This window comes from Candidatus Eisenbacteria bacterium (genome assembly GCA_016867495.1).
In the GTDB taxonomy this organism is placed as follows: domain Bacteria; phylum Eisenbacteria; class RBG-16-71-46; order CAIMUX01; family VGJL01; genus VGJL01.
Genome location: VGJL01000007.1, coordinates 24334 through 49426 on the forward strand (window position 1 = coordinate 24334; position 25093 = coordinate 49426).

Here is a 25093-nt window from a genome sequence, read left to right on the forward strand (position 1 = left end):
GGCCGGGAGCGCTACGTGTTGGCGATCTCGCTCGCGGGGGCGTTCATGGCCTGCTTGCGCGAGAGCCTGATCTTCCCCTGCCCGTCCACGCCTAGGACCTTCACGACCATCTCATCCCCCACGCTCGCCAGCCTCGCGACGTCGCGCACCTCTCCCGGAGCGAGCTCCGTCACGTGAACCAGCCCCTCGATCCCCTCGAAGAGCCGCACGAAGACGCCGAACTCCTTCACTCCGGTCACGGTTCCCCTGTAGATGCAGCCGACCTCCGGCTCGCCGGTCAGATCGCGCACGCGCGCGAGGGCCGCATCCAGCGAGGCCGCGTCCCTCGCGTAGATCCGGACCGTACCGTCGTCGGCGACATCCAGACGGGATCCGGTGTCGGACTGGAGGGCCTGGATGACGCGTCCGCCGGGACCGATCAGATCGCGGATCCGATGCGTCCCGATCTTCACGAGGCGCACCCGGGGCGCGCGCGGCGAGAGGTCCGACCGTGGCTTCGAGAGCGTCCTGCCCATCTCGCGCAGGATCCGTAGCCGTCCCTCCCGCGCCTGCTCCAGGGCTCCGCAGAGGACGCGGAGCGGGAGCGCCCCGAGCTTGTTGTCGAGCTGGACCGCGGTGATCCCGACATCGCTCCCCGCGACCTTGAAGTCCATGTCTCCGAGGTGGTCCTCCTCCCCCAGGATGTCGGACAGGATGACGAGCCGCTCCCCTTCGCGCATGAGACCCATCGCGATCCCGGCCACGGGGCGCCGGATGGGAACGCCGGCGTCCATCAGGGCGAGGCAGCCCCCGCAGACGCTCGCCATGCTCGAGGAGCCGTTCGAGGAAGTGATCTCCGACTCGAGCTTGATCGTGTAGGGGAAGCGCGCGGGATCCGGCAGCACGGCCTCGAGGGCGCGCCTGGCGAGCGCTCCGTGGCCGATCTCGCGCCGGCCGGGAGCCCGCAGAGGGCGGACCTCCCCGACGGAATAGGACGGGAAGCGGTAGTAGAGCTGAAACGCCTCCCTCGTCACGCCCTGCAGTCCCTCGACCTCCTGCTCGTCCTGTCCCGTTCCGAGAGTGCAAACGACCAGAGCCTGCGTCTCCCCGCGGGTGAAGAGAGCCGAGCCGTGGACTCTGGGAAGCAGCCCGACCTCCGAGGCGATCGGCCGGATCTCCGCGGGCGCCCGGCCGTCCGCGCGGACTCCGCCATCGAGGATCGCCTTGCGAAAGACCCTCTGCACGAGATCGTCGAAGGCATCGCTGAGCGCGCCTGCCGAGCCGTCGAACCGCTCGGCGAGCGACGCGAGGATCGACTCGCGCGCGCTTTGCAGCAGCTCGCGCCGCGCCTGCTTCTCCGCCGTCGCCGCGGCGGCGGACACCTGGGCCTCCGCCTGCTCGGCGACCATCTCGGCCGGCGACGCCTCGCGCTCCTCCCGCTCCGGCCTGCGCTTCTGCTTCCCCTCGCCTCGAAGCGAGTCGATGGCCTGCAGGAGCGGCTGCGCCCGCGTCGCCGCGATCTCCACTGCCCTCGCCAGCTCGTCTTCCGGAAGCTCGGTCGCGCCGGCCTCGAGCATCACGAGACCATCGCGATGGAAGGTCGCGATCAGATCGAGATCCGACTCCTCGCGCTCGATCGATCTCGGATTCGGAAGGACCCCCCCCTCGGGGGAGCGGCCGATCCGCAAAGCGGCGATGGGACCGTCCCAGGGGATGTCCGACAGATGCAGCGCGGCGGCCGCGCCCAGGATTCCGAGGATCGCCGGATCTCCATCCGGGTCGATGGTGAGGACCGTCGCCAGAATCTGCGTCTCGCAGCGGAACCACTCCGGGAAGAGGGGGCGGATCGACCGGTCGATCAGCCGGCTCGTCAAGGTCTCCGCGGTGGTGGCTCCCCCCTCGCGCTTCCTGTACCCGCCGGGGAACTTCCCGGCGGCCGAGAAGCGCTCCCGGTACTCGACCGTCAGGGGAAAGAAGTCCGTCCCCTCCCGCGGCTCCGGGGCTGCGACCGCGGCGACCATGACCACGGTCTCGTTCTCGCGAACGAGGACGGCTCCTGCCGCCTGGGGAGCGAGCTTCCCCCACTCGATCGCGAACGTTCGGTCCAGAACGCGCGCTTCGACCCGACCCACGATCCCCTCCATCCCGCGATGCGCCGGCGCGAAGCGACTCTCACCAATCGCGCGGCGGAACGCGGCCGAGGAGTTCGAGGTAGGTCCAGAGCTGGCCGCGGTGCTGCGCGTGGTGCATGAAGGTGAAGGTCAGAAGGGTCATGAGGGAGTTCTGATCCCCCGGCGACGGCTTGCCCTGGAGGGCTTCCGCGGGCCAGTCGAGAATCGACGCTACACCCTTCCAGCTTCGTTCCAGGGCGATGCGAATCCCCACGCTGTCCCGATCACCCTCGGTCACGGCCGCCAGGCGCGAGACCGACTCGTCGCAGATCAGCTCCGGCCGCGGGTAGGCCGTCTCGCCAACCGCGCCCTCGACGAACTTCTTGTCAGCATCGACGATGTGCATCAGGATCTCTCTGACACTCAGGAGATGAGATCCCTCGGGCGCCGGCGGGCGGTAGTCCATCTCGTCGTCACGAAAAGAGTCGAGCGTCGCCGCCAGCAGGGCGCGCTCGCGCACCAGCGCAGGGCAAACCATCCCGATGGTCGCCTTCCGCGTTCTCTTCATGTCCCCTTCCTTCCGAGGCGACTACTCCGCGACCCCAAACACCACCGGGGCTGTGACGATCGGTCCCGGCCCTTGCGGCGGACCGGGAAGCGGGAGGCTCCCGCGCGCCTGGTAGCGTCCCGGACCAACGATCTCTCCTCCATCTGCGCGGCCGTCCCACGACTCTTCCCACACAATCCGTCCTCGCGCGGGAATCGTGACTTCCGTGAGGACGGTCGCGAATCCCTTGCCGGAGGACCACCGCCAGAGCGGCAGGGGACGCATCATCCTGGGATCGTCGATCGCGAAGTCGTACGTCTGGGTGGATGGGAAAGTCAGGATGACCGGAACCGCCGAGCGATTGGCCACGATGAGCCGGAGCGTTCGAGGAGAGCCCGGCGGCGCGACGGTCGGCTCCAATGTGAGGCGAACGGCGAGAGATGAATCAGGCGGCGGGGACTCCGGGGCGACGCCGATCCGCCGCGGCCTCACCGGCACCGGCCGATGCGCCGGAACGATCGCGGTCGCCTCATAGCGTCCCTCCTCCGCGACGCCGCCGTCGTTGTGAACTCCAGGCCATTCGACCTCGAAGGAGAGGCTGTCTCTGGGGCCGAGGATCAGTTCCGTCGGCACGTCGTTGAAGGGTCTTCCATAGGCCCAGTTCCAGACGAGCGAGAGCGGATCGCCCGGGTGTCCGCCGCCGGGATGGTCGCCGCCCCGTCCACGCCCTCCGCCGCCGCCTCCGCGGCCATGGCCGTTCCCCATTCCCTGCGGATCCCCGTCGCAACCACCGGAGTCCCTCCCCGCACCTCCGGGAAGCGAGTCCGGGCCGAGGATCATCGGTCCCTTCACCAGGGCATCGAACGTCTGCGACGTGCGGAACCGGAGGGTCTCGGGTCTATCGGCTCTGTTCAGCAGGCGAAGTCGGATGGTGCGCGTCGTTCCCTCGATGGCGACTCGCGGCACGACATCGACACGCCCGACGATCGCTCTGCGCGGATGGATCCGAATGGGGTACTCGATCTCGCCCGAGCCTCCGCGGATCCGGACGACGCACTCCCCCGCCGCCGGCGCGGTGACCGTCGCGATGCCTCTGAAGCCTCTTTCGCCTGCCGGCTCTCCGGCGCGCGCCCCGACGGGGGTAACTGTGATCAGGCGCCCCTCTCGGAGAACATCGAAGCCGGAGAAACGCCAGGACCGATCGGGAGCGCTTCCCCAGATCTCGACCTCGAACATCTCTCCTTCCTCTGCCGCCTCGGGGACGATCGCGCCGTCGACATCGGGGAGAATCTCCTCGATCCTGGTTGGGGTCTCATCGCCGCAGCCGGCGACCACGGCAAGGGCAAGGAAGACGGGCAGGATGGCCGCGAGACGCGGAAGGATGGAAACGCGGCGAAGCGCAGGGGATCTGGCATCCATGGGTTCCTCCGTGCTGGAAGGCGGCCCCGTACCGGGGATCGTACTCCTTTCGATGGCGCCTGAGAACCGCCTTCGCTCCCGTCCCCAGACCGGCGCGATCGCCCGCCCCTCGGGGCTGGACCGTCCCGCGCTCATCTGAGACACTCGCATGGTGCATCTGCCCCGCGCCGCGAATGAGAAGATGGCGGGGCGAAGAAAGTCGGCGGAGGCGTCCTGGCCTCACGGTGTCGCGCGAGGCCAGGCCACAGGGGGTCGCCATGCAAGAGCGAGCGTCGAAGCCCGAGCTGATCGCCGCGCTCGAGGAGCACCACCGGCTTCTCGATCTGCAATGCAGGCTCGCCCGTCGTTTCGCCCAGTCGGTGCCGTGCGGGTTCGAATCCTGGATCGTCGACATTCGTGCCGAGTTGAGGCAGATGAGGGACCTCCTCGTCGACCACTTCAAGCAGGAGGAGGCCGGGAGGCTCCACGAGGAGATCGCGGAGGCTCTGCCAAACGCCACGCTCCGCCTCCGGCTCCTCATCGATCAGCACGCGGAGATCCTCGGTTGCATCGAAGGTCTCCTCGATTGTGCCGTCTCGTGCGCCACGGCTGTGGAGGGCCCCCCGCTCTGCGTGACCGCGAGCGAGTTCTTCGCCCTTCTGGATCAGCACGAGAGAGCGGAACGCGAGCTGTTTCTCCTCGCCATCGAGGGGGAAGGAGGGGCGCCGGACGCATGATGAAGGCAGGGATGACGGCGTTGATTGCGCTGCTCCTCTCGACTCTCGGGGGGTGGCCGCAGGCAGAGGCGCAAGGTCGCGCGCAACCCAGACCGCACGGGACTCGGATCGAGGTTCCCGCCGACCGGATCGAGGTTGATGACGGCGACACGGTGACGATCGATTGGCCGGACGGCGATCGCGAGATCGTGCGGATCCTGGGGATCGACACGCCCGAGACGCAGCACATCGCCCACGATCTGCCGTTTGATCAGTCATTCGGGCGGGAAGCCCTCGGTTTCGCGCGGGGCGCCTTCGCGACGGCGACGAAGGTGGAGATGGTCCGCGCGTCGACGAAGGACACCTACGGCAGGACGCTCGGCTATCTGTTCCTCAACGGCCGGAACTACTCGGCCATGATTCTCGGGGCCGGGTTGGCGGAGGAGTCGGTCAGCAGATATGGCGACAACGGCCTGCCCGCGGAAGCGGAGGCCTGCCTCGCGGCATCGAGGGAAGCGGGGCCGCTCCCCTTCGAGAGCCCCGGCGAGTTCCGCAAGAGGATGCGGGAAGTTGCGCGCTGGATGCGCGACCGCGGCCTTCTGCCGAAGAAGGAGAGCGACTAGCCCGCGGAACTAGCCGATCACGACCCTCCTGCCATCATAGGCCGGGCGGACGACCTGCTTGCTGCGGATGTAGTCCGTCAGGACCTGGAGCCTCGACCTTCCGGTGTCGGCGACCGGCACCTCCTTGAGGGCGAAGCCGGCGAAGTAGGAGTTCGTCGCTCCCGTGTAGATGGCGTCCTCCGCGATCGGCTCGCCCGCCACCGTCGCCTCGACCAGCTCCCCGTACTCGATCCGATACCGGATTCCGGAGACCGCGGGGGCGTGACGGAGCAGGAGCCTCTTCAGGTCGCGCCCCGCGATCTGGAAGGTCACGACCGTGTTGCCGAAGGGCTCGAGAGTGACCAGGTCGGCCAGGGTGATCTCCCCCTTGATCAAGGGGGACCGCACGCCTCCCAGGTTCTCGAGCTCGAACTGCGTCCCGAAGGTCTCGCGAACGGCGTCGGCGACCAGGTTGTACTCGGCGCGATCGTCTCCCCGTCCGCAGAAATCGGCGCTCGCGCGGCCGATCACCTCCCCGTAGCGGGCGGCGATCGGATCCCAGTACTTGCGCACGACGGCCTCGACCACGGAGTCGGGCCGGATGTCGGCCGTCACGGGGATCAGCCGCGCCCTGTAGCGGTCCACCCGCCAAGTTCCTCCCTGCCCCTTGGAGAAGAGAAGATCGAGCCGCCCCAGCTCTCCTCCCCACTGATGCGCCTGGACGATCACGGTCCCGTTCTGGTCATCGGCGATGAGGTCCTCGGACCGCCAGACGACTTCCCCCGAAGGAAGCCTCGAGTGCGAGTGCGCGCCAACGATCACGTCGACCCCGGGCACCTCGGAAGCGAGCCGCTCGTCCTGCTCCCGGCCGATGTGAGAGAGGACGACAACGATGTCGGCCCTCCTCCTGGCGTCCTCCACCAACTTCCTGGCGGCTTCGATCTCGTCTATGACCTCGATTCCCTCCTTGGCCGCGGGGTAGCCGGCGGCCTCTCGCGTCACGAGCCCGATGAGAGCGACGCGGACCGGTCCGACCTTCTCGATCACATACGGCTCGGCGAGCGGCCTGCCCGTGCTCCTTTCCGTGGCATTGGCGCAGAGAACGGTGTATTCGGCGGCCTGAATGAGCTTCTTCAGCCGGGCGAGGGTGTTGTTGAACTCGTGGTTGCCGAGCACCGCGTAGTCGTATCCCGCCGCGCTCATCGCAGCCACATCCGCCTCGCCGCGGTATTCGGTCGAGAAGGGAGTCCCGTCACAGATGTCGCCGGCGTCCACCAGCCAGACTTCCGTCCCTCTTTTCCGGAGATCCTCCCGGATCTCCCTCGCCAGGGTCGCCCGGCGCGCGATGCCGCCGATGTCGCTCCGCACATCAGGGTCTTCGTCTCCCGCCGAGAGAGTCGGATAGCTGAATGGGAGCAGATGGCCGTGCGTGTCGTTGGTGTGGAGGATGGTGAGCGCCGCCGTCTCCGCCAGAACGGAAGTGGACGGAGACAGGAAGGCGACGGCCGCAGCCGCCAGGAATGGAGCGAACGACTTCACGGTTGACCTCCTTGTGTCGACCCTGGACCAGGGGAGCGCACGGCGCGCCCTACGGGCGCGGACCTCCGCCGCGGCGACCGATCGGCGCGGCGGAGACTGGGCGCGTAAATGGGAAGATAGCGGCGGCGACTCAGTCGGGCAACGCCCTTACCTGTGGAGCGAGCGAAGCGCGCCCCACGATTGCCTCACCACCGACGGGGCGATGATCGCCGTCGGCAGACGGCATTCCCCCTGGTCGATCCCGACAACTGCGGGCGCAGACCCGGGGCCTTCCACATCCACCTCCACCTGCCCGCACAAGCCAGCCCCGCGCCAGACACGGACGAGGTAGCGGCCAGGAGGAATGCCCGCTGCCGCATAACCTATGTTGAAGCAGCAGACGCAATCACAGTGGGGGCCGACATCGCCTTCGCTGAAGTCGAGGATCTGCCCATCGATCCGGAGGTCGACAGTCAGGTCCAGGCAGCAGTTCATCTCCGCGTTCAGATGCTGCACGGAAACCGTGTCTCCCCTGGACGCGGCCAGGATGACATCGTCTCCGCAGTGCCCCCCGGCGCAGGCGGCGGGCGACACGAAGGAGCACAAGAACATGATGACGAGAACCCCGCGGGACGCTCTCATGTGAGACACCTACTTCGCGGACGCCGGCCGATCCGGCCACTGGATCCCCGACGCCTCTATCCCCGGCGGTCTTTCCTCACAACGCCCCAGAGCCCTACCAGTAGAGGGTCCTGAGCTTCCCCCAGCTCGTCAGGCGCCGCTCGGATCCGGGGGGATCGTCGACGACACCCGGTTCGAGGCACTCGCCTTTGTCCACTCCGCCGGCGAAGGGCTGCGTCCCGGATCCGAGGACATCCACCTCGGTCTCGCCGATGAGGTTCCCGAATCCGTCCCAGACCCTGACGATGTAGTGGCCGGGCGCGAACCCCGCCCCGTAGTAGCGCAGGTTGAAGCAGCAGGTGCAGGTGCAGAACGGCTCGAACTCGGTCTCGTAGAAGTTGGCGATGAACCCTTCCGTCTCGAGATCGATGACAAGGATGGAGCAGCAGTTCTTCGGCGCCTGGATGTGGTGGACATAGATCGTGTCGGCCCTCGAGGAGGCCTGGATGGCCTCTCCCGTGCACCACTGCGCCAGCGCCGGGGCGGGCGCAAGGGGTGCGAGCAGCAGAAGAGCGACCAGCGGTAGAAGGGCGATTCGGCCGCGCATCATGGCACGGTCCCTCCTTTCCCCCGGCAAGAGGATAGCCCTTCGACGTCCTCGCATCAAGGAGTCCCTCGGCGCCGGGGTGAAGCCCGGGGGTGAAGCCCGGAGATTGCTCCCGCGGGCCGGAGGGAGTAGCCTTGGCGGACTTATGTGGTGGTTCGAGGATGAGGAGCTGCCCGAGGACATCCGCTATGTCCGGCACCTTCCGTTCCGCGAGATGCTCGGTCGGATCGTCCCGCTCTTTCGGCCGCAGATCGGCCCGCTTCTGCTCGGCACGTTCCTGCTTCTGATCTCCGTGGGCGCGGAGCTGGCGGGACCCCTCGTCCTCCGCCGGCTCATCGACCAGAACATCGCGGCGCAATCGAGATCGGGCATCCTGCAGAGCGCCACGCTCTATGCCTGCCTCTTCGCCGCGGCGACCGCCGCCAGCTACTTCCAGGTCGTCATCCTCACGAAGATGGGCCTGGCGATCGTCACCTCGCTGAAGCAGAGCGTCTTCCATCACCTGCTCGGGCTCTCCCTCGCCTACTTCGACAAGAACCCCTCGGGAAAGCTTCTCGCGAGGGTCGAGTCGGACACCGAGAGGCTTCAGGGCCTCTTCTCGGAGGTGGCCCTTTCGCTGCTGCGGACGCTCATCCTGATGCTCGGGATCCTGGGGATCATGTTCGCCGCGAACTGGCGCATCACGGTCTCGATTCTCGTCCTGGCGGCGCCGGTCGTGGCCGGCACGATCATCTTCTTCCGCTGGATGCGCGGCCTCTACCGTCGGGTCCGCGGGTTCTACGCGCGGATCTCGGCCTTCGTGTCGGAGTACCTCCAAGGAATCCCCGTCCTCCAGGTCTTCGGATACGAGCGCAGGGCGGCCGAGCGCCTCTCGGCCCTCAACAAGGACAAACTCGTGGCCGAGCGGAACGCCTCGATCTTCGAGTACGGCTTCTGGGGATTCCTGACGGGGCTCGAGGTGGTCGCGGTCATCGTGATCCTCTACCTCGGGTCGGGACGGCTCATCGGCGCGACGATGACGGTGGGAACGCTGGTTCTCTTCATCGAGTACACGCGGCGCGCCTTCTGGCCCCTGGCGATGTTCTCCGAGCAGGTGAACTTCATCCAGCGCTCCTTCGCGTCCGCCGACCGGGTCTTCGGCGTCCTCGACACCCCGTCGCGGACGCCCGATCGGCCCGACGCCCTGGAGCGGATCCCGGAGGACTGGCGGGAAGTGGCTTTCGAGGATGTCTCGTTCGAGTACGACGGGGGCGCCAAGGCCCTCGATCGCGTCTCCTTCCGCGTGCGGCGCGGCGAGAAGATCGCAGTCGTGGGCCTCTCGGGGGGCGGGAAGACGACGATCACGAACCTCCTGCTTCGCTACTACGAGCCCACTTCGGGGAGCGTCACGCTCGACGGCGTCGACATCCGTTCCTTCGCGCAGAAGGCCTGGCGGGCTCGGATCGGGCTCGTGCTTCAGGAGATCCATCTCTTCCCGGGAACCGTGGCCGAGAATCTCCAGGCGCTCGCGGAGGAGATCCCGCGCGAAGACCTCGAGAGGGCCGTGCGGGTCGTCGGGGCGGAGGAGGTGATCGCCCGCCTTCCGAAGGGATACGACGAGCCGCTCGCCGAGGGGGGAGGCAACCTCTCGATGGGCGAGCGCCAGCTCCTGAGCTTCGCGCGGGCGGTCGTGCGCGACCCCGACCTGCTGGTCCTGGACGAGGCGACATCCTCGATCGATCCGGGGACGGAGCGCAGGCTCCAGAGGTCGGTCGATCGCCTGCTCGCCGGGCGGACGTCGCTCGTCATCGCGCATCGCCTGGCCACGATCATCTCCGCAGACAGGATCCTGGTCCTGCACCACGGGCGTCTGATCGAGGAGGGGACGCACGAGGAGCTGTACGCCCGGGACGGGATCTACCGGGATCTCTTCGATCTGCAATTCAAGAGCGGGGCGGCGGCATGACCGGCGGCGCGCCGCCGCGCCCCTCGGCCGAGGGCGCCGTCCGCCTGACGACCAGGGAGCACATCGCTTGGCTCGCCGCCTTCTGGAAGCCCCACCGGCGGTTCCTGGCCTTCCTGCTCTTCTTCACGCTGGTGTCGAGCGCGGTCGTCATCGCCTATCCGCTCGTCTTCCGCAAGGTGATCGACGGGGTCTATGGGGCGCTCGAGACGGCCTATCCCGAGAAGACGACGCTCCATCGCCTCCTCGGCATCCTCGTCCTGATCGCCGTGGGCCGTACGATCGCCGGCTTCTATCCGGCCTTTCGGGCCTGGATGAACCTGAAGCTCGAGAAGGACGTGCGCGAGCGGGTGTTCGGCTCGATCCTCTCGAAGGACTACACGTTTCTGGGCAGGTTCAGGACGGGCGACCTCGTCACCCGCCTCACCGACGACATCGCCGAGTATCCGCGCATCGCCTGGTTCGGCTGCTCCGGCGTCTTCCGCTTCGTCGACTCAGCGTCGAAGTTCCTCTTCTGCGTGGGGGCCATGCTCTTCCTCGACACGAAGCTGGCCCTTCTGTCGATGATCCCCGTCCCCTTCATGCTCTATGTCTTCTATCTGGCCCGCCAGGAGCTGGGAAACACCTACAGGAAGCAGCAGGAGGCGGTCTCCCGCACAAACAACACGATCGAGGCGGCCTTCTCCGGCATCCGGATCGTGAAGGCTTTCAACGCCCAGACGGGTCAGCAGAATCGACTCGCGTCCATCCTGCGCGAGCGGATCGCCATGCAACTGAAGCTCGCCAAGCTCGTCGTCCTCGTTCACGAGATGGACAACATCGCCAGCCGCCTGGGCCAGGTCGTCGTTCTCTCGCTGGGCGGGCTCGCCGTCATCGAGGGGAGGCTCTCGGTGGGCACGCTGTACGCTCTCTATGTCTACCTGGACATGTTGATCTTCCCGATGATGGACATCCCGAACCTCTTCGTCAGCGCGCGCCAGGCATTCGTCTCGATCGATCGCGAGGAGGAAGTCCTGAGACATCCGGTCGTCGTCCGGCATGACTGCTCCGGCGACCCGCCCGGACCGATCCAGGAGATCGCCCTGGAGGGTGTGGGGTTCCGCTTCCGAGACGATCTCCCCGCCGCGCTGCGCGAAATCACGTTCCGCGCGGCGCGTGGCCGGAGGATCGCCATCGTGGGGCCGGTCGCGAGCGGCAAGTCGACCTTGCTGCGGCTGCTCGCCGGCCTGCTGCCGGCGCAGAGCGGGACATACTCCGTGAACGGACGGCCGTTCGAGGAATGGGACTGGAGCTCCCTGCGCCAGAGGATCGGCTACGTCCCTCAGGAGTCGGCGCTCTTCTCGGAGACGATCGACGAGAATGTCTCCTTCGGCCGCGCCTGCGATCCGGAGTGGACCCTGCGCTGTCTGGAAGTGGCGCAGATGGGGCCCGATCTGGAGCAGATGAAGGAGGGGATCCGGACCCAGCTCGGCCAGCGCGGGACGCTCGTCTCAGGCGGACAGAAGCAGAGGATCGCGATCGCGCGCGCCCTGGCGGGGCGGCCCGACGTGCTCCTGCTGGACGACTGCACCGCCTCTCTCGACGCGAGGAACGAGGACCTCTTCTGGACGGGACTCGACGCGCTCTTCCCCGACGCCACGAGCTTCATCGTCTCGCACAGGCTGGCCACCATCAAGCGAGCGGACGCGGTCCTCGTCCTCGACCGCGGGAGGATCGTCGATCAGGGCACGCACGAGGAGCTGGCCGCCCGGTGCGACATCTACCGGGACTTCCTCCAGACGGAGGAGCGGAAGAGCCATCTGGAGGTCGCCCCGGTGGACGCGTAGTGCGCTTCGGGCGCGGGCGGGGCGATCAGCGCGCCCCGCCCCATCCGAGTCCGAGTCCGACAAGGGAGGGCCGAGTGGAATCATGCGCTTGGGCCGCGGAGTTCCCGGCGGCGATCACCGTGTGCGATCGCGACGGGATCATCGTGGCGATGAACGAAGGATCGGTCGCGACATTCGAGGCCGACGGCGGCCGGGGGCTCGTCGGGAGGAACCTGCTCGATTGCCACCCGGAGCGGGCGCGGAGCAAGCTGCGCGCGCTGCTGGCCGCGGGGGGAACGAACACCTATACGATCGAGAGGGGGAAGGTCCGCAAGCTCATCCACCAGGCCCCCTGGTACCGGGGCGGCGAGGTCGCCGGTCTGGTGGAGATCTCCTTCGTCATTCCCGAGACTCTCCCCCACTTCGTGCGCGACGCCGCTCCTTGACGCCGCGTCTCGCGGATGGACGCGAGCCCGCCACCCCGTCCCCGTCGCGGGAGGTCGGCGCGCTCATCGCGCTCGGTCCCCCAGCGGAGGCAGGTCCTTGCGGACGTGGATGCCCCAGCATGGGCCTCCGAGCCGGACCTGCTCGTAGCGGTAGTCCGACCTGAGTCGTGGATCGCGGACGATCGCCTTGTTGAACTCCCCCCAGACCATGCGAGCGGCGGTCTCCTCCGGCACCGCGGCGGGCAGCGGGAGATTCAGCAGAAGAAGGTAGGAGGGACGCTCGGAGAGGATGTAGTCGACATCGAACTTCTCATGCCCCGGATACCCGAGCCCCAGCGTCTTCTCGCGCCGTCCGATCTCCCGATTGACCAGGCCATGGGGATCGATGACCCGCAGATCGGAGTAGTAGCCGATCGCTCCGATCGCGGCCGTGCTCAGGGAGGCCCCCTCCGGCGCCCGATCCCTCAGATGCTTGCCCATCGTCGACCAGCTCTGCGCATAGCTCGCCTCCCGCCTGAACCGCTCGAGATGGGAGACTTGATACTCCTTGTACTCCACGCCGGCCAGAGTGAAACAGGACGCGAGGAGGACCGCGGGGCCGATCGCGCCGATCGCCTCACGGGCGACCGGAGGCAGCCGGTTTGCGCGAGCGAGCCTGCTCCAGAAGTGAAGCGCGAGGAGGGATAGCAGGGGGAGGATCGGAACCATGAAGCGAAACAGCGCGAAGTGATCGCCTCCCTCGTAGACGACGGTCAGGATGTGGATCCCCGCGAGCAGCAGGAATCCCCGCACCCACGCGAGACGCCCTCTCAGGAAGATGGGCGCCGCCGCGCTCAGGGCGAGGAGCGGGGCCGCGATCGCGAACGACCCGACGTAGCGCAGGCCCCGCAGCGCCAGATGCTGGTTGCCGTAGTCCAGCTTGGCGTAGAACGTGTTGGGGAAGAGCGATTCGAAGTGGAGCGCGCGCAGCAGGAAGTAGACCCCGTAGGCGATGGCGAACGAGACTGCGAGTCGCCCCGCCCCTCGCCGCGTGCCGCCTCCCGCCACATGCAGGAAGAGGAGAGCAGGGAGCAGGACGACTCCCTCGGGGCGAGTCATGGCCGCTAGGGCGAGCAGGCCAGCGACCAGAAGCGGGTTCGCGCCGCCCCCCGCTCCGAGAACGCTCGTCGCCAGGAGGAAGAGCAGGAGCGCGTAGATGGGCGTCTCCATGCCCGAGAGGGTCCAGCCCAGGACGGCCGGGTTCAGAGTGACGAGGAGCCCGGCGAGGGCGGCGAGGACGGGCCGCGTAGGATAGAGAAGGCGCCCCGCCCAGAAGGCGATCGTCCCCGCGAGCGCTCCCAGGGCGGCCCAACCGACTCCCTTCATGGCGGTCAGCGGATCGATGCCCAGGCGGATCGCCGCCGCCTCCAGGAGGACGAGAAGGAAGTTCGTGTACCCTTCGACCCGCTCGCCGGGATTGAAGACGAGCCCCATCCCCCCGGCCCAGTTCCTCGCGTAGCGGAGAGAGATGAAGCCGTCGTCGACGGGTCCAAAGCGGAGCAGATCGGCCAGGACGGATCCGAGCAGCACGGCGATTCCGCCCGCGGCAACGAAGGTGAGCCAGTCCTGCCTTCGGGCGGGGCCCAGCCGATCGCCCGGGATCTCGGTCAAGAGTCTCCCTCCTGTCCGCCTGCCGCCTCGCGGCCGGTCGACCGCGGTTCAGCTCTCCACGATAGCACGGCCGTCGGACGACGCCCGCAGGTACCGGGCGACCGCGGGGAGCAACGCGAAGGCCGGCAGCGCGAGCAGGAACGTGAAGGCGAAGTAGGGGGCGTATCCGAGCCGCTCGACGCCCCAGCCGCTCGCCGCTCCCGCTATCGATCGCCCGAGGCCGAAGAGGGCCGTCAGGAGCGCGTACTGGGTGGCCGCATGCTCCTTCTGACAGATCGACATGAGGAACGCCAGGAAGGCCGCCGTGCCCAGGCCCGCCGTGAACGACTCGACGAGAGAGGCCGCGTAGATCGCCGCTGCGGCCGAGGAGGTCGCCGCCACGCCCGCGTAGACGAGATTCGACGCCGCCTGAGCGAGACCGAGTATGATGAGCCCCGCCAGGATCCCTCGCCTCGATGTGAACCAGCCGCCGAGGAGCGCCCCCGCGATCGTCGCTCCGACACCGAGCGTCGTCGAGATCATCCCGATCTCGAGGAGGCTCATTCCGCGATCGACCCAGAACGGCTTCACCATCGGCGCCATCGCGGCGTCGCCGAGCTTGTAGACAAGGATGAAGAGGAAGACCCACCCCGTGGCGGGCCTCCGAACCCAGGCGAGCAGCGGAGGGAAGATGCGTCGCCTCTCCCGCTCATCGCGCGCGATCGGGGTCGAGAGCAGGACCGCGCCCGCGATGAGCGCGAGCAGAGCGGCCGTCAGCGCGAAGAGGCTCGACCACGGCCGCGTCTCCGCGAGCGCGACGATGCCCCCTCCTCCCAGAATCAGGGCGATCCTATAGGAAGTGACCCGGATGCCGTTTGCCGTCCCCACCTGTCGCGGCTTGAGGAGTCCGATGGTGTAGGCGTCGATGGCGATGTCCTGAGTCGCTGAGGCGAGCGTGAAGAGCGCGAGGAGCGGGATCAGGTATTGCGTCGGGCGGCCGGCGTCCACTCCACCGAGAAGAAGGAGCGCGATCGCCATGGCCGCGAGAGCGGTCGAGATCCAGGCCTGAGGCTTTCCGAATCGATCGACCAGAGGAGCCCAGAGAACCTTGAGGGTCCACGGAAGGCCGAGAAGAGTGAGGAGCCCGATCTCCTGCAGGCCCGCCCCGTGAACCCTCAGGTAGACGGGGACGCACTCGGTGAATACCCCGAAGGGCAGGCCCTGCGCGAGATAGAGGATCGCGACCCAGCCCAAAGCGCCCCCGGTGCCCTTCCGCGGCGCGTTCATCAAGTGTCCGGCGAGGAATGGGTAGCCACAGCCACGCTCCGGAGAGTGTTGTCCCTTACCGCCAACTCAAGCGACTATACGACATTTCAGTTGACCAGCCCTGATGCGCGCTCCTAGACTGCGTCGGAGTCAAAGAGGGGGGGGCGCGGAATGGCTTCGTTCCAGTGGAGTCCCCTGGTTTTCTCGGAATCCATGGGAGCACTTGCCTGATCCCCCCTTCGGGAGGCCGCGCAGATACCGGATTGCACCCGCGGCAACTCCCGCGCTGGACGATGTGGCGGGAGTTGGCGGGTTCCTTGACAGGCGATCCGAATGGCGACTTTGGTCTGGCGACTTCGAGTCGTGGGCCGCCTTGAGAAGGGAGATCAGGGGCCGCAAGCGGAGTGACCGCTTCGCCTACCCGAGATTCCCCCCGCAGCGAACCATAGCCCGTTCAGGATCTTCGCGCTAGCATCTTTCGGCTGGGCGGCCGTCGGCTCGCGCAGGGCGAAGCCGGTCCAGGCGCCCGAAAAGGAGGTCCCGATGTCCGGCGCGACAGATCCGAAGGGGAGGCTCCCGGAGGCCCCCAAGGCGTTTCGCAAGTTCCAGGACGCGCACCCCGAGGTCTCGGCGGCCTACGAGGCTCTCGGGGAGGCCGTGAGGAGGGCCGGTCCGCTCACGGGGCGTGAGGTCGCCCTCGTGAAGCTGGCGATCTCGATCGGCGCCCGACTGGAGGGCGCGGCTCACGCGCACTCCCGCAAGGCGCTGGCGGCAGGAATAGAGCCGGAGGCCCTGAGGCAAGTCGCGATTCTCGCGGCGCCGACCATCGGCTTCCCTCCGATGATGGCGGGGCTGGGCTGGGTGGAGGAAACGATCGAGAAGCGGGCTACTTGAAGCGGTAGGTGATCCGTCCCCGGCTCACGTCGTAGGGGGAGAGCTCGACCAGAACCTTGTCCCCGACGAGGATCCTGATGAAGTGCTTGCGCATCTTCCCCGAGATGTGGGCCAGGACAATGTGCCCGCCCGTGACCTCGACGCGGAACTGGGTGTTCGGGAGGGTTTCTAGGACCATTCCCTCCATGACGATGGCGTTTTCTTTGGTCGGCGGTCCCGGCTCCGGGTCCTGCCTCGCGGGCCGGCTCGACTTCTTCGGATAGAAAACCCTCTTCTTCCTCAAACAATCTCCTTCGGTATACGCGGGAATCGCGCGGGAGGACGATCCATCCCGCATGCTACGGACAGTGGGCGGAAGGCCGGCGCCACAGCCATGAGCCACCGGGAATGTTCGGCTAGAGCCCCCCTCTGGTCAAGCGGAATCAGGCATCCGCCCCCGCGTCGCGGCGCCTGCCGCTCACCGGTGCGCGCCGGAACCCGCGAGCCAAAGACCGTTCGCGTCTCGCTCGAACCTCCGGAGCAGCACGGCCCGGAAGTCCGGCCACCTCTCCGGAGAGATGACGGGCTCGGCGACGACCAGCTTGCGCCGGATGCGGACGCTTTTGGGCTCCGCATCCACTTCCGTCTCGACCAGGCATCCCCCACCCTCGAATCGCCCCGCCGCGGGAAGGATCGTCGGCCGCGTCGCCGGCGGAAGGTCAACTCTCAGGTCGATCTCCTCCTCGATGAGGAAGGGGAGCCGAAGGGGCGTGTCGCGCTCGGTCCGCGAGAGCGATACGCCCTCGGGCAGAATCGCTTCGGGCATCCCCGGCAGCGACGGGATGGGAAGCATGCGCGCTCGGGGCCCGATCGAATCGCCGAGGCTCCCTCCCGTGAAGGAGAAGAGGAGGGACAGGGTGTCGGGGCCGAGAGCATCGACGCGGTAGCCGGCGACCTCCGCTCCCTCGGCGAGTCCCGACGCGAACCCGTCGAGGAATCCTTTCAGATCCTCGTGGGAAGCGAACCGGCAGATCGCGCCCTTCATGTCGAGCACGGCCTCTCCGGCGACTCCCCCGTCCTCATCCTGTCGCAGCCTCAACGAGAGGCGTCCTCGGCTTCGTCTATCACCCAGATTCCGGAACGTCGCCGCTTCGCCCGCGCATGCCAGGACCTCTTCCGCGGCGCCGGGATCGATCGCCGGGCCCGAGATTCCCTCACGCACCGCGAGACGATGCGCTCCGCGCTCTAGCCAGATCTCGTCGAACTGCAGGAGTGCGGGAACCTCCCGGATGACGCGCGGAACTGCCGGTCGCAACACGAGGTCGGTCTTGAGGCCGAGGGCCTGCAACGCGGCAACGGCCAGCGCGGCTCGATCGAGCATGTTGCCGCAGGAGGTCGCGAACGTGCGGGAGGCCGGCCGCGCGGGAAGCTGCCAGTCAAGAGTCGGATCGTCCGCCGCGTTCATCCGCTCTCGCAGGAGCCACGACGCCGTGGCGAGGCGGTCCTTGTCTCCGAGGGGCGGCCTTCCGCTCGGCATCGGCCCGCGCGTCCAGCTCTCGATCGCCTCATCCGGAATCGCCGCATCCATGACGCGGCCGCGGATCCATCCCGCAAGGGAACCCCATCCCTGGCAGGTGGAGTAGAGCAAGTGAGGCCGCCTCTCCAGGTCGGAAAGGCCGCCCTCGTAGGGGTATGCGGGAATCTCCGTGAAGCGCCAGCTCCGCCGATTCCCCTCGATCCGCGGAGCGGTCCCCGCATCGACTCCGCCGCCCGCGGCCGCCCAGTGGAAGGTCGCCCCGGAGGGAACGGTGATCCCCACCTCGCAGGCCATGACCGGAGCCTCGTCGCCAATCCCCTCGGCCCCCTCGAGCCAGGGCAGCCAGGATGCGCGATCCTTGATCGCGTAGTCGAGTTCGACCAGGCAGCCCCGCTCGACGCCAAGGAAACTGATCACGATCTCCTGCAGACCGGCCCGATCGGGACAGCGCGACACGCGATCGGGCGTCGTGCGGTTGAATGCCCGGGGAAGGGCGGGCACCTCGGTGCCGTCTTGCATGAACGCCCTGCATACGCTGACGGCGAGCTCTTGCCTGGTCGTGTCGAACGCCACCCGCCTGTCGCCCCTGTGGGCGATCGCCGCGTCGGTCAGCAGGCGCTCGACCTGGCGGATCCGCCGGCTCACCCGCCCATCCGGATCCAGGACGACCTCGACCCCGCGGAAGAGAATGACGCAGTCGTCGCTGTGATGCGTCCTCGCCGTCGCCTCGATCGCGAGAAGATCCTGCGTCGGCGGACCGAGGGGCGTCTCGGCAGAGACCCCGACTCCCGGCAGGGTCGACGCGCAGATGAAGCAGAACAGGAAGCGCCTCGTGATCGACATCACTTTCTCCTCGCCCAGCGCTGTCTGGTCCCGAAGGCCCGCAGCGAGTCGGCCGCCTCGACGCCGCCGGCCCACTCTCTTGCCGGAACCGTGCGCCGCTTGCTCACGGCTGTCATGGTTGTCCGGACCTCGCCGCCCGAAGGCGTGTAGTGCCCGCGGACCGACGCGGCGTCCCGCTCGACGGAGACGGAGTCGACGCCTGCGGCCGACCGGAATCCCGGGGGAAGCGTGACCCGCTCGCTCACCTCGACCCGCTGGCTGAACCAGAGAAGCGCCTCGTAGGCGCGCTCCTTCTCCCCTGCGAAGGCCAGCAGCCGGGTCAACCGAGCGGTCTGGGACGCCACCCGAAGAGCGGGCGGGACGAATGTGAGGATCGTCTCCGCGACCGCGGCATAGCGCGGAACGCGATAGCCGATCCGGATCGAAGTGTCTTGCGAGAAGTCGCGGGGATCGAGGTAGCGGGCGTCGGTCAGCTCGGCCGACGGACCCAGGGAGGAGAGCAGACCGATCAGCGCCTCCGCTCGCTCCGGGCTCGGGGTCTCGCCGATCAGTCCCCTCAGACGCGCGTCCGATGCGCCGGTTCCCACGATCGTCATCTCCCCGGAGAGAGTTCCGTCAGGCTCGAGCCTCGCCCGGCCCTCGATCGTCATGCGGCTCTCCTCGGGCGAGAACGAGCGGATCCGCTCGCGCCCCTCGCCCCTGGGCGATCCGATCACGTAGTGCTGCTCCCCCTCGTAGCGGGACCAGACGCTCCGGTTGAAGGGCGCCCACGTGGGGTCGAGCATCGTGAAGCTTCCATCCGGCCGCTCGACGGCCACGACGCAGTGATTGAACTGGTCGGCCGGAATCGCCTCCACGCGCGCTCCGGCCTGCGTCATCGCCGGGTAGGTCGTGAAGCCCGCCGCCCTGAGCATCGTCACCAGCATCCCGGCGATGTCCTTGCAGACCCCGCAACGGTCGGCGAATGTCATGATCCCCGGATGCAGAGTGTATCCCTCTCCCTTCCCCATCGAGAGACCCGAGTAGCGGATCTCCTGAGCGACCCAATGCAGAAGCGCCGCCATCTTCTCGTCGTCGTCCTTCAGTCCCGCCGTCAGTTCCGCCACCTTGCGGCGAATCCCGTCGTCGGCCTCGAAGACCGGCTCGTTGACCTCGAAGAACCAGCGCGACTTCTGCGGCCAGCTCTCGACCGTCGCCAGAACAACCTTGGGAAGATAGTCGGGCGGATCCGGCGCGCGGTCTTCCTCCTCGTACGCCTGGACGTCCCTCGCCTGCCATGTGTAGACGAGGAAAGAGTCGGCGAAGACCAGGGATGACCGCAGGGCGCCGCTGTAGATCGCGTACTGGACCGGCTTGTCCCGCGCGACACGCAGGCGGTAGGTCTTCTCCTTCATCGGGTGCTGTTCCTGGAAGAGAACGACATCGTAGAAGTGGCCGCGCATCGGGGGAATGTATCTCTCGTCGTCCTCCGGCCGATCGGCGCCGTCCCCGAGATAGGCGATCTGGAATCCCTTCTTGTAGGTCCGCACCTCGACGGCGTCGCCGACGTTGAGCCTCGGCAGGGAGAGGATCTTCATCCTCGCTCCCCAGTAGATCATGTCGGCCGGCGCGAAGAGATCGACGGCGTCGGCGGCGTCGACAGGCAGGACGGCGCCTCCCTCGCGGTGGATCCTCACATCGTCGATACGGATCATGTTCGAGGCGGGGTCATAGTCGAAGCGCAGCGTCGCCAGCGACTTCGCCCCTTCCTCCGTCAGGACTTTCGTCAGCGTCCGCCGGCGGACATGTCCCAGTCCGCTCTCCTCGACCTCGACTTCCGACCGATCGAAGACGGCAACGAGAGCGGCGTCGGGCCAGTCGGTCGAATCGCCCGCGGCGGCGATCCAGTGCGCGATCGAGTCGGCCGCCTCGATGGATCCGAGCGACGAGCTTCCGCGAGCCAGGCCCGCGGAGAGCGATCCGGCCCTCGCCCCCTCGGGATGGGGGATGGGCCAGGCCGCGGCGATGAAAAGAGACAAACAGATGCTGCCCGCGCGGATCGATCGATCCATGAATCCTCCCCAGAGAGTCTGCCGAGAATCGGCCGGCGCCGACAGGCCAGAACGCGCTGAACGATAGGGACATCGCCGGCCACTGTCCACCTCCCGGCGGGGCGACGGCGGGGACGGGCGGCTCCTTGCGGGCGGCGGAGACCGGGCGGGACGCTCCCCCATACCTCTCTTCACCCAGAGGGACCGACCTGATAGGCTCACTTGCGGGCCAACGGTCTGGAGGATGAATGAGCCACGACACTGAATCGAACCAGATGCCCGATGAGGCAGGGAGCCCCGCCGAGAAGAAGAGAGGCGAGGACAAGGCCGACTTCCTGGAGGTGCTGCGCGACCTCGACACCGTCCTGCCGATTCCCGATGTCGGGCAGCGCGTCCATGCCAAGATCCTGAGCCTTGGCGACGATACGGCCTTCCTCGACTACGGAGGCAGGAGCGAGGCCACGATGGAGACGCGACATCTGCGGAAGCCCGACGGCTCTCTGCAGGCCAAGATCGGCGACACGATCGACGCTTATGTCGTGGCGAACGAGGACACGGTCGTCCTCTCCCCCGCCTTCATCCCGTCCCACGACGACGGCCTGGAGATTCTGCGGGAAGCCCTGCGCAGCGGCGCTCCCGTCAGCGGGAAGGTCTCCGGGGTCAACGCGGGCGGTCTCGAGATCGACCTTGGAGGGCGCCGCGCCTTCTGTCCGGTTTCGCAGATCGATCTGGGCTACTGCCCCGACGCGTCCGTCTATGTGGGGCAGACCCTGGAGTTCAAGATCCTCGACCTCGGCGACAAGGGGCGGAGGATCGTCGTCACCCGCCGCGCCCTCCTGCAGGCGCAGCGCGACGAGGCCGCCGTCAAGCTCCGCGCCAGCCTCTTCGTGGGGATGGAGCGGGAAGGGACTGTCGCGCGCCTCGAGCCTTTCGGCGCCTTTGTCGATCTCGGGGGGATCGACGGGATGGTCCATGTCTCCGAGATCTCGCACGACCGCGTAGCCCATCCCTCCGAGAGCCTGAAGGCCGGAGACCGCGTCCGAGTGAGGATCCTCGAGCTGGGCAAGGATGCGAAGGGCCGCGACAGGATCTCTCTCTCCATCAAGGCCGCGCAGCAGGATCCGTGGCACGAGTTGCCGGAGGAGATCAGGGCGAACGCCAAGCTCTCGGGCGAGGTCGTGCGCATGGCCGACTTCGGAGCCTTCGTCCGCCTCCGCCCCGGGATCGAGGGACTCCTTCACATCTCCGAGATCGGCGACGACACGCTGGCGCACCCGCGCGACGCGCTCCGCGAGGGACAGGTCATCGACGTGAAGGTGCTCTCGGTCGATCCTTCGAAGCGGAGAATCTCCCTCTCGATGCGCGAGAATGTCGAGAAGTCCCCCCTGGCGCACATCGGGAAGACCCTGGAGGGAGTCGTCCGGGCTCACAAGCCCTACGGCGCGTTCATTGATCTGCCATCCCTCGGCAGCCGCGTCAGCGGACTCCTCCCGCTGGAGGAAGCCGGCGTCGGACGAGGCCCGGGGCTCGCCAAGAGACTCCCTCTGGGCGACAGGGTCGAGGTGACGGTCCTGCAGATCGACGAGAAGGGGCGGATTCGCCTGGGCATTCCCCAGACCGGCGGGGCTCAAGCCGCAGGGCCGGCCGCCAGCCGCGGCGTGCCCAGCGCGATGGCGGAGGCGCTACGGCGAGCCTTGCAGCAGAAGGACCAACCGGCCGGCTAGGACATCTCTTGACCGCCGCCGAGACGCACGGATTGCGCATCGCCTCGTGTCTCGGGTGCGGCCGAGCCTGTCCGGAACCCCGTCCATGATCCCTGACAGCCGCGGAGGCGAGAGGCAGCTCGGTCCCGAGGAGCTGCGCCGGTACGCCCGTCAGATCGTTCTGCCCGAGGTCGGGGAAGCGGGCCAGGAGCGACTCAAGAAGGCGCGGGTTCTCTGCGTAGGCGCGGGCGGGCTCGGCTCACCCCTGGCGATCTATCTGGCGGCGGCCGGCATCGGCAGGATCGGGCTCATCGATTTCGATCGGGTCGATCTCTCCAACATCCACCGCCAGATCCTCTACTCGGCTTCCGACGTGGGAGCGCCGAAGGTCGCCGCGGCGGCCGTTCGACTGAGGGACATCAATCCTCACGTCGAGATCGATGCGCATGAGGAGCGACTCACCGGCGCCAACGCCATGGAGATCGTCGCGCGGTACGACATCGTGGCCGATGGAGCCGACAACTTCGCCACGCGCTATCTGGTCAACGATGTCTGCGTCCTCTCGGGCAAGCCGAACGTCCAGGCGAGCATCTTCCGCTTCGAGGGACAGATCTCCACGTTCGGCGCGCGGCGGGGTCCTTGCTACCGGTGCCTCTATCCCGAGCCGCCCGCGCCGGGGACCGTGCCGGCCTGCGCCGATGCGGGCGTGCTCGGCGTCCTGCCGGGGATCCTGGGGACGCTCCAGGCGCTCGAGGTCCTGAAGCTGATCCTGGACCGCGGCGAGACCCTGACCGGGAGGCTCCTTCTTGTCGATGCGCTCGCGATGCGTTTCCGGGAGATCTCCTTTCGCAAGGACCCGGCTTGCCCGGTCTGCGGCCCGAATCCGACGATCCGCGCTCCGATCGACTACGAGGAGTTCTGCGGAACCAGGCATGGCGGCGCGGACGAAGAGAAGGAGGCGGGCGCAGGCGCGATCAGCGTCGAGGAGCTGGCCGCGCGGCTCCGCGAGGGAGAGTCGATCGTCCTGATAGATGTGCGCGAGCCTTTCGAGCAGAGGATCGCGACGATCCCGGGAGCGAGGCTGATCTCCCTCGCGGATCTCTGGACAGAGCTTCCACGCCTCGATCGGAGCGCGAAGCATGTCGTCTTCTGCCACACGGGAGTCCGCAGCGCGCATGCCGTGGCGATGATGAAGAGGGGGGGGATCCCCCGCGTGCTGAATCTGACCGGCGGGATCGACGCCTGGTCTGTGCGCGTCGACCCCTCGGTCCCCCGCTATTAGCGCTGTCGGGCCGCCGCGGATCCGTGGTACGGTCTCGCGATGGCCACCGAATGGTCGGAGCGCGCCCAGAGCCTGGGGCGCTCCGCAGGCGGAAGGAGGATGCGATGACCGGAGGGGTCTACAAGTACATCGATCTGGTGGGTATCAGCGGCGTCTCGATCGAGGACGCGATCAAGAACGCCGTGGCGAAGGCAGCGCAAACCGTGCACGAGATCCGATGGTTCGAGGTCACGGAAACGCGCGGACGGGTCGAAAAGGGAGCCATCGTCGAGTATCAGGTCGGCATGAGACTGGGATTCAAGCTCGACTGAGGCGACCCGGGCGGCGCGGCTGATTCCTTCCTTCGATCCCGCTTCACGCCCGACGGCTTCCGTGCAGCTTCGAGTCGCTTACGCCCTGTTGTGGGCCGTGCTGGCTCTGCGAGCCGGGGCGACCCTCTTTCCCTCCTCCTGGCTCTGGGGGCTCGATTCCCTGGCCGACCGCGGTCCGGCCCTGAAGGCCATCGGGCTCCTGCTCTTCGCGGCCTCCGCAATCCCTGCCGTGGGGAGGGCTCTCCTCCGCCCGCTCTCTCCCCCTCCCGCGCGGGCGGCAACCATGCTTTCGGCCGGGGCGGGGATCGGGATCTTCCTGGGAGTCCTGATACTCCTGCGTTCAGGCAATCCGCTTCTCGGCGACGCGCAGACCTACCTCTCGGCGATCGACAAGGGGGTGCGCTCCGCGGGCGCGGCGCACCGGGAACCGCTTTCGCAGGCGGTCGTCATCGGATTCCATCGGCTCGTCTCCGCTCCTCTCGGCTGGAGCAGCCATGCGAGCTTCGTCGTTCTGGAGGCCGCGCTCGGCGTCGGCTTCCTGCTGCTCGCGCACAGGCTGTCGGTCGCGCTGGCGGACTCGCCCGCTGCCCGTGCGCTTGCGTTCGGCGTGATCGCGCTCGGGGGAGGCCTGCATCTCTTCGCCGGCTACCCGGAGTTCTACGGCTTCGGACTGACCGCGTTTCTCCTCTTCGCGTGGCTCGGCGCGCGGTCCCTGGCCGGCGACTCCCCCGTCGCCCTGGCCGCGCTTGCCTTCGTCCTTGCGGCTCTCTGCCACGCGCAGGCGCTCTTCGCGGCCCCCGCGATCGGGTATCTCCTGATCAAGGGATGGCTCGACGGCAGACGCCGCGACGCGCTGCTCGGGATCGTCTCGATTCCGGCGGTCGGTCTGCTCGCGCTGATCCTCCTGCGCTATCCCTTCGGCGACCTGGCGGGCGAGGCGGCGAGAGAAGGCGCCTTCCTTCCCCCTCTCGGCCGCTGGACGGCGCGCACAGCATACGGCCTCTACTCCCCGGTCCATCTCGCGGATCTTGCAAATGCGCTTCTTCTCGCGGCGCCCGGGCTTCCCGTGGCCCTTGCGCTCGCCTGGAGGGCGAAGGCCGGGACGGACGCGATCGCGCGCCGCCGCGCGGTCTTCCTCGCATGCCTCGCCGTGGGGCCGGCTCTCTTCGCGCTCGTCGCAAACCCCCAGCTCGGAATGGCGCGGGACTGGGACATCTTCGTTCTGCCCGCGGTCGCGATCGCGATCTGGTCGGCGGCGACCGCGGCGGGCGGGTTCGCGCGCCCGTCGCCGGGCCACCGGGGTCTGGCGGGAGCGTTGCTCCTCACA

The 25093-nt window shown here is 67.9% G+C and carries 20 protein-coding genes; 9 read left to right on the plus strand and 11 right to left on the minus strand.

What is annotated here, in order from left to right; all coding sequences use genetic code 11:
- Positions 1 to 11: 11 nt before the first annotated feature.
- From pnp to FJY88_02350, 3 genes are read right to left on the minus strand one after another with little or no spacing between them, the layout of a single operon-like run.
- Positions 12 to 2123, minus strand: a complete 2112-nt coding sequence (gene pnp / locus FJY88_02340; GenBank protein MBM3286177.1) for a polyribonucleotide nucleotidyltransferase — start codon at positions 2121 to 2123, stop codon at positions 12 to 14.
- A 28-nt stretch (positions 2124 to 2151) separates the two neighbouring features.
- Entirely contained in the window at positions 2152 to 2658 is a 507-nt protein-coding gene (locus FJY88_02345; GenBank protein MBM3286178.1) for a DinB family protein, read from the minus strand.
- A gap of 21 nt (positions 2659 to 2679) precedes the next feature.
- The gene (locus tag FJY88_02350) at positions 2680 to 4056 is read right to left on the minus strand and encodes a hypothetical protein (protein ID MBM3286179.1); all 1377 of its coding nucleotides are present in this window, start codon (positions 4054 to 4056) and stop codon (positions 2680 to 2682) included.
- Positions 4057 to 4204: 148 nt separating this feature from the next.
- Between FJY88_02350 and FJY88_02355 the strand changes: the two genes are divergently transcribed.
- A complete protein-coding gene (locus FJY88_02355; protein ID MBM3286180.1) occupies positions 4205 to 5374 on the plus strand; it encodes a thermonuclease family protein in 1170 nt (389 codons plus the stop codon).
- 9 nt (positions 5375 to 5383) lie between these two features.
- On the opposite strand, the gene FJY88_02360 is transcribed toward FJY88_02355, so the two are convergent.
- The 3 genes from FJY88_02360 to FJY88_02370 all read right to left on the minus strand — a co-directional run bounded on the left by FJY88_02360 (position 5384) and on the right by FJY88_02370 (position 8102).
- A complete protein-coding gene (locus tag FJY88_02360) occupies positions 5384 to 6892 on the minus strand; it encodes a bifunctional metallophosphatase/5'-nucleotidase (protein MBM3286181.1) in 1509 nt (502 codons plus the stop codon).
- A gap of 147 nt (positions 6893 to 7039) precedes the next feature.
- On the minus strand, positions 7040 to 7513 hold the full coding sequence (locus FJY88_02365; GenBank protein MBM3286182.1) for a hypothetical protein: 474 nt from the start codon (positions 7511 to 7513) through the stop codon (positions 7040 to 7042).
- A 94-nt stretch (positions 7514 to 7607) separates the two neighbouring features.
- Positions 7608 to 8102, minus strand: a complete 495-nt coding sequence (locus FJY88_02370) for a hypothetical protein (protein MBM3286183.1) — start codon at positions 8100 to 8102, stop codon at positions 7608 to 7610.
- On the opposite strand from FJY88_02370, the gene FJY88_02375 reads away from it, so the two are divergent.
- The 3 genes from FJY88_02375 (at position 7999) to FJY88_02385 (ending at position 12292) form a co-directional block, all read left to right on the plus strand.
- Entirely contained in the window at positions 7999 to 10044 is a 2046-nt protein-coding gene (locus FJY88_02375; protein MBM3286184.1) for an ABC transporter ATP-binding protein, read from the plus strand. The two genes, FJY88_02370 and FJY88_02375, sit on opposite strands and share 104 nt — an antisense overlap.
- Entirely contained in the window at positions 10041 to 11867 is a 1827-nt protein-coding gene (locus FJY88_02380) for an ABC transporter ATP-binding protein (protein MBM3286185.1), read from the plus strand. Before FJY88_02375 ends, FJY88_02380 begins: the two co-directional genes overlap by 4 nt.
- A gap of 74 nt (positions 11868 to 11941) precedes the next feature.
- Positions 11942 to 12292, plus strand: coding sequence for a hypothetical protein (locus FJY88_02385; protein MBM3286186.1), 351 nt, complete (start codon positions 11942 to 11944; stop codon positions 12290 to 12292).
- Between the two features lie 63 nt (positions 12293 to 12355).
- Here the strand turns inward: FJY88_02385 and FJY88_02390 are convergent, their stop codons facing one another.
- Together FJY88_02390 and FJY88_02395 are read right to left on the minus strand one after the other, a co-directional pair.
- Positions 12356 to 13942 carry a hypothetical protein gene (locus FJY88_02390; GenBank protein ID MBM3286187.1) on the minus strand — a complete coding sequence of 529 codons (1587 nt, stop codon included), beginning with the start codon at positions 13940 to 13942 and terminating at the stop codon, positions 12356 to 12358.
- 48 nt (positions 13943 to 13990) lie between these two features.
- Complete coding sequence (locus FJY88_02395) at positions 13991 to 15208, minus strand: AmpG family muropeptide MFS transporter (protein MBM3286188.1); 1218 nt, start codon at positions 15206 to 15208, stop codon at positions 13991 to 13993.
- A gap of 522 nt (positions 15209 to 15730) precedes the next feature.
- On the opposite strand from FJY88_02395, the gene FJY88_02400 reads away from it, so the two are divergent.
- Positions 15731 to 16081 carry a carboxymuconolactone decarboxylase family protein gene (locus FJY88_02400; GenBank protein MBM3286189.1) on the plus strand — a complete coding sequence of 117 codons (351 nt, stop codon included), beginning with the start codon at positions 15731 to 15733 and terminating at the stop codon, positions 16079 to 16081.
- Here FJY88_02400 and infA read toward each other — a convergent pair.
- The 3 genes from infA to FJY88_02415 all read right to left on the minus strand — a co-directional run bounded on the left by infA (position 16074) and on the right by FJY88_02415 (position 20653).
- Positions 16074 to 16418, minus strand: coding sequence for a translation initiation factor IF-1 (gene infA / locus FJY88_02405; protein MBM3286190.1), 345 nt, complete (start codon positions 16416 to 16418; stop codon positions 16074 to 16076). The genes FJY88_02400 and infA overlap by 8 nt on opposite strands.
- Before the next feature lie 120 nt (positions 16419 to 16538).
- Entirely contained in the window at positions 16539 to 18440 is a 1902-nt protein-coding gene (locus FJY88_02410) for a DUF3857 domain-containing protein (GenBank protein MBM3286191.1), read from the minus strand.
- Complete coding sequence (locus FJY88_02415; GenBank protein MBM3286192.1) at positions 18440 to 20653, minus strand: DUF3857 domain-containing protein; 2214 nt, start codon at positions 20651 to 20653, stop codon at positions 18440 to 18442. The genes FJY88_02410 and FJY88_02415 overlap by 1 nt, the downstream gene beginning before the upstream one ends.
- A 65-nt stretch (positions 20654 to 20718) precedes the next feature.
- Here FJY88_02415 and FJY88_02420 point away from each other — a divergent pair, with 65 nt between their 5' ends.
- The 4 genes from FJY88_02420 to FJY88_02435 all read left to right on the plus strand — a co-directional run.
- Positions 20719 to 22194, plus strand: a complete 1476-nt coding sequence (locus tag FJY88_02420; GenBank protein ID MBM3286193.1) for a S1 RNA-binding domain-containing protein — start codon at positions 20719 to 20721, stop codon at positions 22192 to 22194.
- Between the two features lie 85 nt (positions 22195 to 22279).
- Positions 22280 to 23455: a molybdopterin-synthase adenylyltransferase MoeB gene (gene moeB, locus FJY88_02425; protein MBM3286194.1), complete on the plus strand. Its 1176-nt coding sequence runs from the start codon at positions 22280 to 22282 to the stop codon at positions 23453 to 23455.
- Positions 23456 to 23559: 104 nt separating this feature from the next.
- A complete protein-coding gene (locus FJY88_02430) occupies positions 23560 to 23766 on the plus strand; it encodes a dodecin domain-containing protein (GenBank protein MBM3286195.1) in 207 nt (68 codons plus the stop codon).
- Positions 23767 to 23827: 61 nt separating this feature from the next.
- On the plus strand, positions 23828 to 25093 hold a 1266-nt coding region (locus tag FJY88_02435; protein MBM3286196.1), incomplete at its 3' end, for a hypothetical protein.